14 protein-coding genes, 1 pseudogene and 1 riboswitch are annotated in these 12,744 nt (G+C 52.2%); of the genes and pseudogenes, 1 reads left to right on the top strand and 14 read right to left on the bottom strand.

Annotated features, from left to right (window positions below; all coding sequences use genetic code 11):
• Nucleotides 1–16: 16 nt before the first annotated feature.
• The 9 genes and pseudogenes from dapB to LA360_RS05775 all read right to left on the bottom strand — a co-directional run bounded on the left by dapB (nt 17) and on the right by LA360_RS05775 (nt 6,671).
• Nucleotides 17–775 carry a 4-hydroxy-tetrahydrodipicolinate reductase gene (gene dapB, locus LA360_RS05735; RefSeq protein ID WP_022202541.1) on the bottom strand — a complete coding sequence of 253 codons (759 nt, stop codon included), beginning with the start codon at nt 773–775 and terminating at the stop codon, nt 17–19.
• A gap of 29 nt (nt 776–804) precedes the next feature.
• Nucleotides 805–1,689, bottom strand: coding sequence for a 4-hydroxy-tetrahydrodipicolinate synthase (gene dapA / locus LA360_RS05740; protein ID WP_112482765.1), 885 nt, complete (start codon nt 1,687–1,689; stop codon nt 805–807).
• Between the two features lie 149 nt (nt 1,690–1,838).
• Nucleotides 1,839–2,016, bottom strand: a riboswitch (Lysine riboswitch).
• 47 nt (nt 2,017–2,063) lie between these two features.
• Entirely contained in the window at nt 2,064–2,561 is a 498-nt protein-coding gene (locus LA360_RS05745; protein WP_022202539.1) for a cob(I)yrinic acid a,c-diamide adenosyltransferase, read from the bottom strand.
• 150 nt (nt 2,562–2,711) lie between these two features.
• Nucleotides 2,712–3,341, bottom strand: a complete 630-nt coding sequence (locus tag LA360_RS05750; protein WP_002583679.1) for a single-stranded DNA-binding protein — start codon at nt 3,339–3,341, stop codon at nt 2,712–2,714.
• 196 nt (nt 3,342–3,537) lie between these two features.
• Entirely contained in the window at nt 3,538–5,370 is a 1,833-nt protein-coding gene (gene typA, locus LA360_RS05755) for a translational GTPase TypA (protein ID WP_057571649.1), read from the bottom strand.
• 128 nt (nt 5,371–5,498) lie between these two features.
• Nucleotides 5,499–5,594, bottom strand: coding sequence for a hypothetical protein (locus tag LA360_RS31065; protein ID WP_225537729.1), 96 nt, complete (start codon nt 5,592–5,594; stop codon nt 5,499–5,501).
• 74 nt (nt 5,595–5,668) lie between these two features.
• A pseudogene (locus tag LA360_RS31070) lies at nt 5,669–5,764 on the bottom strand (hypothetical protein); the annotation flags it as partial.
• A 12-nt stretch (nt 5,765–5,776) separates the two neighbouring features.
• On the bottom strand, nt 5,777–6,004 hold the full coding sequence (locus LA360_RS05770) for an aldo-keto reductase family protein (protein ID WP_022202537.1): 228 nt from the start codon (nt 6,002–6,004) through the stop codon (nt 5,777–5,779).
• Between the two features lie 16 nt (nt 6,005–6,020).
• Nucleotides 6,021–6,671 carry a YigZ family protein gene (locus LA360_RS05775; RefSeq protein WP_022202536.1) on the bottom strand — a complete coding sequence of 217 codons (651 nt, stop codon included), beginning with the start codon at nt 6,669–6,671 and terminating at the stop codon, nt 6,021–6,023.
• Nucleotides 6,672–6,882: 211 nt separating this feature from the next.
• Between LA360_RS05775 and LA360_RS05780 the strand changes: the two genes are divergently transcribed.
• Nucleotides 6,883–9,576 carry a transglycosylase domain-containing protein gene (locus LA360_RS05780; RefSeq protein ID WP_022202535.1) on the top strand — a complete coding sequence of 898 codons (2,694 nt, stop codon included), beginning with the start codon at nt 6,883–6,885 and terminating at the stop codon, nt 9,574–9,576.
• A gap of 137 nt (nt 9,577–9,713) precedes the next feature.
• Here LA360_RS05780 and spoVAE read toward each other — a convergent pair whose 3' ends face one another.
• From spoVAE to LA360_RS05805, 5 genes are all read right to left on the bottom strand, one after another.
• Nucleotides 9,714–10,067, bottom strand: coding sequence for a stage V sporulation protein AE (gene spoVAE, locus LA360_RS05785; protein WP_002583684.1), 354 nt, complete (start codon nt 10,065–10,067; stop codon nt 9,714–9,716).
• 12 nt (nt 10,068–10,079) lie between these two features.
• Nucleotides 10,080–11,102 (bottom strand): stage V sporulation protein AD, encoded by a 1,023-nt coding sequence (gene spoVAD, locus LA360_RS05790; RefSeq protein ID WP_022202534.1) that lies wholly within the window; start codon nt 11,100–11,102, stop codon nt 10,080–10,082.
• A 110-nt stretch (nt 11,103–11,212) separates the two neighbouring features.
• Nucleotides 11,213–11,572: a substrate-binding domain-containing protein gene (locus LA360_RS05795; RefSeq protein ID WP_057571651.1), complete on the bottom strand. Its 360-nt coding sequence runs from the start codon at nt 11,570–11,572 to the stop codon at nt 11,213–11,215.
• 6 nt (nt 11,573–11,578) lie between these two features.
• Nucleotides 11,579–12,112: a hypothetical protein gene (locus tag LA360_RS05800; RefSeq protein ID WP_225537337.1), complete on the bottom strand. Its 534-nt coding sequence runs from the start codon at nt 12,110–12,112 to the stop codon at nt 11,579–11,581.
• Nucleotides 12,113–12,244: 132 nt separating this feature from the next.
• Complete coding sequence (locus LA360_RS05805; protein WP_057571652.1) at nt 12,245–12,700, bottom strand: SpoVA/SpoVAEb family sporulation membrane protein; 456 nt, start codon at nt 12,698–12,700, stop codon at nt 12,245–12,247.
• Nucleotides 12,701–12,744: the final 44 nt, after the last annotated feature.

Here is a 12,744-nt window from a genome sequence, read left to right on the forward strand (position 1 = left end):
TTTCTGGAAATATTTGTTATAATCTCACTACGTCCGTCATGGAATACATGCCGGGCGCCTTACCGGCCAGGAATTTGGCTGCCTCCAGGGCGCCTTTGGCGAAAATAGCCTTGGAATAAGCCGTGTGGCTGAAGGTGACCACCTCGTCCCTACCCGCAAATATCACGTCGTGTTCACCCACTATGGAACCGCCTCTGACGGACGAAATTCCTATTTCCTTCGGATTTCTCTTTTCCCGTCTGGTGCTTCTGTCACAGGTATAGGCGTACTGCCCGTCCATGGCCTGGTTCATGGAATCTGCCAGGGCCAGGGCTGTGCCGCTGGGTGCATCCACCTTCTGGTTATGGTGCTTTTCCACGATTTCCATGTCAAAGCCGGATCCTGCCAGTACCCTGGCCGCGTCGCCCACCAGCTTGAGCAGCAGGTTTACTCCCAGGGACATGTTGGCGGAGCGCAGGATAGCCGTCTTTTCGCTGGCCTTTTCCACTGACTTAAGCTGCTCCTTCGAGAGCCCTGTGGTACAGAGGACCACGGGAACCTGCTCTCTGCAGCTGTAGGCCAGGAGGCCGTCCACTGCCTTTGGGGATGCGAAATCCACAATCACGTCCGCCTTCACGCTGCACTGGTCCAGGGAAGGGAACACAGGATATCCCAAATCCGTTCCCTCCCGCACATCGATGCCTGCAACAATCCGGATATCTTCGTCTTCTGCCGCCAGACCTGTAATTACATGTCCCATGGCCCCGCGGCAGCCGTGCATTATCATCTTTACCATTGGTATACCGTCCTTTCCCGGAATCTTCCCTACAGGATACCGTAATCCGCCATGGCCCTCTTAAGCTTCTCCTGATTCTGGGGCTCCATCTCAGTCAAAGGCATGCGTAACGGTCCCACGCCCTTGCCCATCATGTTCATGGCAGCCTTTACAGGGATGGGGTTTACCTCGCTAAAGAGCTCCGTAATCAGCGGTATGGCCTTTAACTGAAGGCTGGCGCTGGTTTTTACATTCCCCGCAAAGTAGGAAGCGCAGATGTCATGGGTCTGGCGCGGAGCCACATTGGACAGCACGGAGATAACCCCCTTGCCTCCCAGGGAGAGAAGGGGCACAATCTGGTCATCGTTGCCTGAGTACAAATCCACCTTGCCGTCTGACAGACTCATAAGAGTGGCAATGGCTGAAAAGTTGCCGCTGGCCTCCTTAACCCCCACAATATTATCCACGTCCTTACACAGGGCCGCAATGGTCTCAGGCTTAATGGTGACGCCTGTCCTGCCCGGAATGTTATAGAGGATAACGGGAGTCTTCACCGCGTCCGCAACAGCCGTAAAATGGGCCATAAGCCCCTTCTGGGTAGCCTTATTATAATATGGTGACACCAGAAGAAGTCCGTCCGCCCCTCTCTTCTCTGCCTCCGCGGAGAGATAGACGGCTGTCTCCGTACAGTTTGAGCCGGTCCCTGCAACCACAGGAATCCGTTTTTTTGTCACCCTGCAGATGTACTCAATCACATCCAGATGCTCCTCATGGGTCATGGTGGAGGCTTCGCCTGTGGTACCGCAGGCAATAATGGAGTCCGTGCCGCCCGCAATCTGCTCTTCTACAATCTCCTCCAGTTTTTCGTAATTCACTTCACCGTTTTCCTTAAACGGGGTCACCAGTGCTACACCTGCTCCTTCAAAAAGTGCCATGCTATATTCTCTCCTTTTTTCTTGATTCAATCACAGTGTGCTTTTCCCCATAGAAAATGAAACCCGGACGTACTTTTCTTGGAAACAAAAAAGGGCTGAGGTAAATGTCAGCCCTTCCATATACGTATGATTCCAGTGTCTAATCCACGTTCTTTGGTAGCTCTCCATCCACCCGGATGACAGTCATACGGCTCTTAACCATATGCCCAGAGGGGGCGTGAACAAGGAACGCTTCCTCTTCGGCGTTTCTCCCTTTCCCTAAGCCATCGCCTGTGCCTGCCACATCCGGCTTATCTACTCATGATTAACGCAACCTCTACTCTATGATTGTTGGTATTATATTATCACCCTGCCAACAGTCTGTCAACAGGAAATCACTCATATCTTGTCTGAATCCTTGTGACCTCATCTACATGGCCGTTCAGGCACTCAGGATATATGGTCCCTGTGAGGATCAGCTGTATCTGCGCATTCCTGGCCTGGGCTATGATGGCGCACAGCTCCTCGCCAGATATCACTCCCTCGTCCAGGATTCCCAGAATCTCATCCAGGATAAGCACATCACACTCCCCTGTCACCAGAACCTTCCTGGCAAAATTCAGGCCGTTCAGGATACAGATTCTTGCCTCTGCCTTCTCCTCTTCCGTCAGCCGGTCAAAGAAAACAGGCGTCTTCTCAAATCTGAACATTTTAAATTCCGGTTCCAGACGCTGTATGATTTCCATGTTATCCGCATCCAGGGCGCCCTTAAGGAACTGTACCATATAGACACACTTTCCCTTGGTCAGCGCGGTGAGCCCCCTTCCAATGGCACTGGTGGTCTTACCGCGTCCCGGTCCACAGATAACCTGTATCATGCTCTCTTTCATCATCTTGCACCTCATGCTTTACTTGCTTTTTCTTAAGAACAATTGGACTTGCTCATAATAGCATAGTTTAGCCAATATTGCAAATATTTCTTACATTTTTCAAAAGATATTCAAAAGGAATCGTCAGATGACAGCGTCCGTAGCATCTTCTGTTCAAGCCTCGTCACATTCCAGCTTGCTGATTGAGACTTCATATGCAATGCGCTTCTCGCACTCTGTCTCGCTGAGCTTCTTGGTGTACTCGCGGCTCTGCACACGGCCCCAAACCCTTACCCTGGTGCCCACCTCGAAGCTGGAAGCAAAGCGCGCGTTGCGTCCCCAGCTGATGCAGGGTATGTAATCTGATTTGCCGTAAGGACGGTTCACAGCCAGAAGAATATCTGCGATCTCCCGTCCAAGAGGAGTTTTTCTGTAAATAGGCGGCTTGCAGATATAGCCGTCCAGGAATATCTGATTGGTCTTGGTGTAATCCGTGAATTCCTCAATGAAATGGATTTCCCTCACAAAGATGGACAGCATCAGCCGGTTCTTGACTCCCTCATGCCGGTTGTAGGAACGGAACTGGCCTATGGATTCCACGGTGCAGCCTGAATAGTCTTTATGTACGTCTATGAGGCGCTCGGATATCATCAGGGGAATGATGTCCGCCTGCTCGCTGAGTCTGTTGACAGCCACATCCACCATATAAAATCCTTCTCCGAAGACTTCATGGCTGAAGGTAAATCCCGACACGATTTCTCCGATGACGCTTACCCTGTTGTTTTCAATCATTTTTTCTGACATAGTACATCTCCTCTTCGCTTCTAAAATATTTCTCATTCTGCCGTTTTACTTGTTTCATCCTTTTATTCTCTTGCTTTTGTACGGCACATTGATAGTTTATGAGGGGAAATGCCATAATAGAACAAAAAATAAGGCGAATCCCGCCAGAATCGTTCGACAGGATTCGCCATTTCGCTTACAAAATGTCGATTTTTATCTATTTGTTCTTAAAAGAAGCCCTCTTTCTCAGGGTTGGGTCCAGAATCTTCTTGCGGATGCGCAGACTCTCCGGAGTCACCTCCAGAAGCTCATCCGTATCAATGAAGTCCAGAGCCTGCTCCAGGCTCATAATTTTAGGAGGTGTCAGCTTAAGTGCCTCGTCAGCGCTGGAGGAACGGGTGTTGGTCAGCTTCTTTGTCTTGCAGACATTGATTTCAATGTCCTCTGCCTTAGGGCTCTGGCCCACTACCATTCCGGAGTACACCTTGACGCCCGGTCCTATGAACAGGGTACCTCTTTCCTGGGCATTGAAAAGACCGTAGGTAATGGCCTCGCCTGCCTCAAAGGCAATAAGGGAGCCGGTCTGACGGTAGAACAAATCGCCCTTGTACTCTGCGTATCCGTCAAAAATAGTGTTCAGTATACCATTTCCCTTTGTATCTGTCAGGAAATCACCGCGGTAGCCGATGAGTCCTCTGGATGGAATGGAGAATTCCAGCCTGGAATAGCCGCCTGCCGCCTGGCTCATACCCTGAAGGGCGCCCTTGCGGCTGGTCAGCTTCTGGATGACGACGCCTGTGTATTCCTCAGGCACATCCACATAAGCCAGCTCCATGGGCTCCAGCCTGCGGTTTCTCTCATCGTATTTGTAGAGCACCTCCGCCTTGCTGACAGCAAACTCAAAGCCCTCGCGGCGCATGTTTTCAATCAGAACGGACAGGTGCAGCTCACCGCGGCCGGACACCTTGAAGCAGTCTGCGGAATCCGTCTCCTCCACCCGCAGGCTTACATCCGTGTTCAGCTCCCTGAACAGACGGTCACGCAGATGGCGGGAGGTGATAAATTTACCCTCCTGGCCTGCCAGCGGGCTGTCATTTACCATGAAATACATGGCAATAGTGGGCTCAGATATCTTCTGGAACGGAATGGACTCCGGATTATTAGGGGTACAGATGGTATCGCCGATATGGATATCCGCAATACCGGAGATGGCAACAATGGAACCAATACCGGCCTCCTGCACCTCCACCCTCTTAAGTCCGTCAAACTCATAGAGCTTTCCTATCTTGATTTTCTTAAACTTATCCGGCTCGTGATGATTCACCAGAACACACTCCTGGTTCACCTTAAGTCCCCCGTTGTCCACACGTCCGATGCCGATCCGGCCTACGAATTCATTGTAGTCAATGGTGCTTATGAGTACCTGAGTCTCCGCGTCCGGATCTCCCTCCGGAGCCGGGATATGGTTTATGATGGTCTCAAACAGAGGGCTCATGTCCACTTCCGGGTCTTCAATCTTGTATTTTGCGAATCCGCCCCTGGCAGATGCGTAGATAAAGGGGCAGTCTAACTGCTCGTCCGTTGCATCCAGGTCCATCATCAGCTCCAGCGTCTCGTCAATGACATCCGCGGGTCTGGCCTCAGGCCTGTCAATCTTGTTGATGCATACAATGGCGGACAGGTTCAGATCCAGCGCCTTCTGAAGCACGAACTTTGTCTGGGGCATGGGTCCCTCATAGGCATCCACTACCAGCACAACGCCGTCCACCATCTTTAGCACGCGCTCCACCTCCCCGCCGAAATCAGCGTGCCCTGGCGTGTCGATGATGTTGATTTTTGTGTCTTTATAAAATACAGCCGTGTTCTTGGACAGGATGGTGATTCCTCTCTCACGCTCCAGGTCATTGGAGTCCATAACACGCTCCTGTACCTCCTGGTTCGCGCGGAACACGCCGCTCTGCCTCAGCAGCTGGTCTACTAATGTGGTCTTACCATGGTCTACATGGGCAATGATAGCGATATTTCTTACATCTTCTCTTTTCATCTTCATAGTGATTACTCTTCCTTATTATATACGTCTACAGCCACGGTTTTATAGTATAGCATTGGTGTGTTGAGATTGCAAGGGATTTTACACCATTTCCGCTGATTGCCGCTGTTTTTCCCTATCCCGGCGCCCTATTTGGCCGGCTCAAACACCTCTGCTATTTCCTTCATGTGCTGTACCACGGGCAGGTGCTGCGGGCATATGGCCTCGCATCTGCGGCAGCCGATGCAGTCCCCGGCTTTTCAGTCAGGGGAACAAAGTCCTGCATATAGGCTGTGTTGTCCAGGAGCTGGCTGTAATCCGACATGCCTGACAGCACCATAATGACGCCCTCACGGCTGGCGGCAAAGCGGACAGCCCAGGACGCAGGCGTCATGCCCGGAGCATGGGCCTCCATCAGGTCCCTGGCCTACCGGGGCACATCAGCCAGGGTCCCTCCCTTGACCGGCTCCATGACTATGACATCCTTCCCGTATCTGCGGCACACCTCGCAGCACTGGCGGGACTGGATATTGGGGCTGTCCCAGTCTATGTAATTCAGCTGCAGCTGCTCCAAATCCACCGCCGCCGGGTCCTCCTGATTTAACACGGGAAGCCTCATGGTTCCAAATCCCAGTTTTTTCATTTCCATCTCCATTATCACATTCCTCCTCCTAAAACACCACCAGACCGCTGTCGCCAAGGCCGTAGTAAACCTCATCCACTTTCTGTATGACAGCCTTTCCTGCCGTTCCCTCCGTAATCTGGGCCGTAAATCTTCCCTCCTCCGCTATGGGAACCAGGAAGGTAAACACGGCCTTATCCGTATACTGGGTATCCAGGGTGTCGATCCCTCCCTGGGCCGCAATGTATTGAATCTTGCCCACCCCGCTGTAATCAGTGGTGATGTTCAGACGGACAGCCAGCTTTTTCTCCAGGATGACACAGTTCTTAATTCCTTCCTTGACAGCACCGGAATACGCCCGCACCAGTCCCCCCGTACCCAGCAGGGTGCCTCCGAAATACCGGGTTACAACGGCACACACATCGTGGAGCTCCTCCCCTGCCAGCACATCCATCATGGGTTTCCCGGCTGTCTGGGACGGCTCCCCGTCGTCGCTGCACCGTGCGGACTGTCCCCTGTCTCCTATAATATAGGCAAAACAGTGATGTCTTGCATCCCAGTATTTCTTTCTGATTTCCTCTATAAATTCCAGGGCTTCCTCCTCTGAAGCCACCGGGCGCAGGTCCGCTATGAAGCGCGACTTCTTCTCCACCAGCTCTCCTGATCCTCCCTTGTACAGAATTTTGTAACTATCTACCACTTTTACGGCTCCTTTACGGTTATTTGTGGGTTACCATCCCCACCTTTCGACATTTTTTACCTATTTTTTATCATAATATAGATATCAGGCGATGGCAAGGGCATATTTAAACCTTTTCAATTTTACAAAACTGGTGTATAATCTACAAGATAGGTATAAGGGTCCGCAGGGGGGCGGATCCCATTCAGATTATGTACGAAAAGGAGAATCTATGAACTATGGAAAGTACGAGGCTGAGCGCAGGCTTAAGTCTCTCCACTCTAAATCGGGCAAATACGCTTCAAGGCTGCTCCTTAATATATTTAAGGCGCTTTTTGTCCTGTTTTTGTTTCTGGCAGTAGTGGGCGCCTCCATCGGTTTCGGTATGGTTAAAGGCATTATAGATAATGCCCCTTCCGTTGATATTCTAAATATTCAGCCCAGCCGTTTTGCCACCGCAGTATACGACTCCGCCGGGAACCTGACGGATACCCTGGTCACCAGCGGTTCCAACCGCGAGGAAGCCACCTACGATGAACTTCCAAAGGATTTGGTAAACGCATTCGTAGCCATTGAGGATTCCCGTTTCTGGACCCACAACGGCATCGACATCCGTTCCATTGCCAGGGCCGTTAAGGGCATTGTCAGCGACGACTATGCGGGCGGCGGAAGCACCATAACACAGCAGCTCATCAAGAACAACGTGTTCTCCGGAGGAATGGAATCCGGCTGGGGTGCCAGGATTGAGCGTAAACTGCAGGAGCAGTACCTTGCCGTGCAGCTGGAAAAGAATTCAGGCATGAGCAAGGAAGATACCAAGAAGCTGATTATCACCAACTATCTCAACACCATCAACCTGGGCAACAACACCCTGGGAGTAAAGGTGGCGGCCAAACGCTATTTCAACAAGGACGTTTCCGACCTGACTCTCTCCGAGTGTACCGTGCTTGCATCCATCACCAAGAATCCCTCCAGACTCAATCCCATATCAGGACGCGAAAACAATGCGGAGCGCCGGAGAATCGTACTCCAGTATATGTATGAGCAGGATTATATCACCAAGGCCCAGCAGGAAGAAGCCCTGGCTGATGATGTATACGACAGGATACAGAACGTGGATACAGCCACCAAGGGAATCAACAGCCACTACAGCTATTTTACGGACGAGCTCATTGAACAGGTCATAAACGCCCTGATGGAAAAGCTGGATTACACGGAAAGCCAGGCCAGCAATCTCCTGTATTCCGGTGGACTGCAGATTTATACCACTCAGGATCCCGCCTTACAGGCCATTGTGGACGAGGAGATCAATAACCCGGACAACTATTCCGTTGCCAAGTATTCCGTGGAGTACAGGCTCTCCATTACTCACGCGGACGGCACCACGGAGCACTATTCAGAGGAGAACCTGCGCACCTTCCGCAAAAGCGTGCTGGGAGATTCCTCCTTTGAGGGACTCTACGCCTCCAAGGAAGCGGTCCAGGACGACATTGACCAGTATAAGGCATGGCTATTAAAGGATGGCGATGAAATCATCGGAGAGCGCCAGAATCTGATTTTACAGCCCCAGGCCTCCTTCGTTCTATTAGATCAGCACACAGGCGAGGTCAAGGCGCTGTGCGGCGGCCGCGGCGAAAAGACAGCCAGTCTTACCCTGAACCGCGCCAGCAACGTATACCGCCAGCCAGGCTCCGCCTTTAAGGTCATCACGGCCTTCGCGCCCGCCCTGGATGCCTGCGGCGCCACCCTGGGCACGGTCTACTACGACGCGCCCTACACCATAGGAACCAAGACCTTCAGGAACTGGTGGAATTCCGGCTATGGCTTTACCGGTTACTCCAGCATCCGGGACGGCATCATCTACTCCATGAACATTGTGGCTGTGCGCTGCCTTATGGAGACAGTCACGCCACAGCTTGGCGTGGAGTACGCAGAAAACATGGGCATTACCTCCCTTACAAAGGATGACCTGGGAGCAGCCACCGCCCTGGGCGGCATCACAAAGGGCGTTTCCAACCTGGAGCTGACCACAGCCTATGCCGCTATTGCCAACGGCGGCGTGTACACAAAGCCCCGTTTCTTCACCAAGATACTGGACCACAACGGAAAGGTCCTCATAGACAATGAACCGGAGACAAAGCAGGTGTTAAAGGATTCCACTGCCTTCCTTTTAACGGATGCCATGTCGGAATCCATGAAGAGCAACCGCAAATTCACCCGGCCGGGCGTGTCCATCAACTCCACCAGTACCCGCGCTGCCCTGACAGGCATGACTGCGGCCGGCAAGAGCGGCACAACCACCTCCAACAACGATGTATGGTTCGTGGGCTATACGCCTTATTACACCGCCGGCATATGGGGCGGATGTGACAACAACCAGAAGCTTAAGCACGGCGGCGTGAACAACGGCGGAACCAGCTTCCACAAGGACATCTGGCGCAACATCATGAACCGTGTCCACGAGGGCATGTCAGACCCGGGCTTTGCGGTGCCGGACAGTATCGAGACTGCGGAAATCTGCCGCAAATCCGGCAAGAGGGCTGTCTCCGGTGTCTGCAACCACGACCCCAGGGGAAATGCCGTCTACACCGAGTATTTTGCTAAGGGAACCGCCCCCACGGAAGTCTGCGACAAGCATGTGGAGGTTACCGTATGCGCGGAATCAGGCATGCGCCCCACTCCCTACTGTCCCACAAAGACTACCAGGGTATGCATGACACTGCCGGAGGGCGAGGAGGGAGCTACGGATGATTCCGTATTTGCTATCCCGGGCTACTGCACCGTCCACTCCGACGTTTCCACCATCATTCCGCCCAACATCAATGAGCCCGGAAATACAGGTCCTACCGTGACACCTATCGGTCCGGGTTACCAGACCTCGCCGGAAACCACGGAAGGGTTTGGTCCGGGGAACCGGCCTTACTAGCAGACTATTTAAAAATCCAGTACTGACAGATATAAAGTCATGTTAAAAACCGGAACGAAAGCCGTCAGATGACAGCTGTGTCCCGGTTTTTTGTTATGACGCCTTTATTACTTTCATGCTTTCCATATTCATTTTCATCATTTCATTTTCGGCTTAAACACAAGGGACGCCAGATAGCCGAATACCAATGCGCCGCATATTCCCGCAGAACTGGCTGTGAATCCGCCCTTAAAGATGCCCAGAAGCCCATCCTCTCCAATTCCCTCCTTTACGCCCTTCCAGAGGGTGTTTCCAAAGCCCAGAAGAGGTACGGTAGCCCCTGCCCCCGCCCATTTCGCAAAGGGTTCATAAAGCCCTATGGCTCCCAGTATGGCGCCGCTGACTACCAGGGTGACCATAACCCGTCCCGGCATCATCTTTGTCTTTTCCAGCAGAATCTGCACCAGGGCGCAGATAATTCCTCCCACGATGAATGCTTTTAAATAGTCCATGTCATTTCCTCCTTAACTGTCTATATGTTCAATGACGACTGCGTGGGCAATGCCCGGTATGCTCTGTCCTTCATTGAAGCTGACAGAGGACAGCAGGGCCCCGGTGGGTACAAACAGAACCCGCTTCCAGGTGCCGTCCTGTACCTTTGGGAGGATGTAGGAACACAGGGTTACGGCGGAACAGCCGCATCCGCTTCCGCCAGCATGGGTGTCCTGCTGTTCCTTATCGTATATCTCCATACCGCAGTCCATGTGAAGCTGGCTTAAGTCCCTTCCCTTATTCTTCATAAACTCAAGCAGGATGGTCCTTCCCACTTCTCCCAGATCCCCTGTGATGATTTTATCATACCAGGTCTCATTGACCTGGAAATCCTCCAGGTTCTGTTCAATGGTGTGGAACGCTGCCGGGGCCATGGCTGCTCCCATATTCATAGAATCCTTGGCGCCCATGTCCACCATGCGTCCGGTTGTGATGCCTGCGATGCGGGCCATACCATCCTTCCGGTTTCCGGCCAGAACCACGGCGCCGCAGCCTGTAACAGTCCATGTGGCAGAGGGCGGCCTCTGGTTCCCATAGGCCAGTGGAAAACGAAACTGCTTTTCCGCGGTGGCAAAATGGCTGGACGCCATGGACATGACCTGGTCCGCATATCCCGCGTTGACCGCCATTGCACCCAATCCCAATGCCTCCCCCATGGTGGAGCAGGCCCCGTAAAGCCCAAAAAGAGGTATCTCCAAATCCACGGTGCCAAAGGATGTGGCTATGAGCTGCCCCAGCAGATCGCCCGCAAACAGATAGCGCAGATCACCCTTTCGTATGCCGCCCTTTTCAATGACCAGATCCGCGGTTTTCTTCTGCATGGTGCTCTCCGCCTGTTCCCAATTATCCATTCCAAACATATCGTCCAGTTCTATCTCGTCGAACAGGCTTCCAAGAGGGCCTTCCCCCTCTTTTTTTCCTACGACGGAGCCAGCACTTATGATGACCGGGGGATGTTCAAATTCAATACTTGCCTTGCCTTTCATCTGTCCCATTTCATGTACTCTCCTTCCTGTGACAGGATATAATAATTACAGTATCCCTCGTTTCCGGAAAAATACTCAAAAATAAAAGAACCAAAAGGCAGCCTGCTTATCACGGATATTTACAAAAACAAACTATTTACATTCAGTTCTTCCTCTATCATGCCGGATTCCAGCATGAAATCAGCTGTTTTCTGAAAGCCTTTCTTATCCTCATCGGTAACATCCATGGAAAAATCATAGCAGGCATACATTTCCCTTACCGCTTCTTCGTCCAAATCCAGCTCCTCTGCCACAATCTGAAGGGCCTCATCCTGGTTATCCTTCATAAATGCCGCAACGCGCTTCTGGGCTTCCACGAAACGGCCATGCGGCAGCACGTAGGCGCTAAACAGCTCCGCCCGGCAGACCCCATACCATATAAGCAGAATCGCCCCAATCCCTATCATGGGCACAATTATCTTTTTCCGCCTACTTTTCATCTGTGGTCACTCCATCCCCATTGTGGCATCCCATATGACAGCAGAGCATCTCCACCAGCCTGGCCTGTTTCCACGATTCCCCCTCAAGGTACCTTCCTGTACCGCATATTCCGCGCAGGCGCCCTCCACCGTGTCTCCCAATTCCTTCAAAAGCCCGTTCCATGCCAGGAACCTGGTGTCCTTAAGTTTTAAGGCATTGCCTGCATCTGCCAGGGCCTGGCAGGGCGTGGTAATCAGTTTCTGTCCGTCACATAAATCCCTTCTCCCGCTGATTTCCCTGGCACAATGAATCAGAATCGGTTCAATGTCCGGTATTACAAGGTGAGGACCCTGTTCCCCCTGGCTTCGCTCTCCGGGGCCTTGTTCTTCATACCTATGCCGGTAATCCGCTGCCATCCCGCCTGCCACGGGGCACCGCATATCAGCCACTGTATCCAGCCCCGCCCCGGCCAGAGCTCTGTACTTCTCCTTAACAACAGCTCCCCAGTCCTTATTGCACCGCACCTGTATGAGTCCGTGCTTTTTCAGGAAACACGCCAATGCCGCTTTCTCCTTTGCTTTTCGTTAGTCATGACTAACTAGTATAATATATCAGAGAAACCATAAAATGTCAACTGCATGTTTCCGAAAAGAAAAATATGGACCAGGAAATATTTCCCAGTCCATGCGCGTTTAAAAAATCCCCATCAATCTCCCAATCCAGTAAATCAGCCCCAGCACCCAGCTGGTCAAAACCCCATACAAAATCACCGGCCCGGCAATGGTGAATATCTTACAGCCAACGCCGAACACCTCGCCCTCCGAGTGAAACTCAATGGCCGGAGCCACCACGGAATTGGCAAACCCTGTTATCGGCACAAGGGCGCCTGCTCCCCCGAACTTCACAATCTTTGGATAGATATTAAATCCGGTCAGCAGGATACTTAAAAGAATCAGCTCCAGCAGGGTCCAGGCCGCGGCTGTCTCCTGGTCCATGCCCATGTTGTTCATCATGAAATTCAGGGCAAACTGTCCCAGCGCGCAGATGATTCCGCCTACCAGGAAGGCCGCAGCCATGTTCTTTGCCAGGCTGTGGGTGGGAGTCACCTGTTTCACGTACTCCTCATACTTTTTCTTATCAATTTCCATTTGTTTACTCCTCTCAAAATCCGGATGCGGACAGCCCAAACCCT

Origin of the sequence: Enterocloster clostridioformis (assembly GCF_020297485.1) — a bacterium.
Lineage (GTDB): Bacteria > Bacillota > Clostridia > Lachnospirales > Lachnospiraceae > Enterocloster > Enterocloster clostridioformis.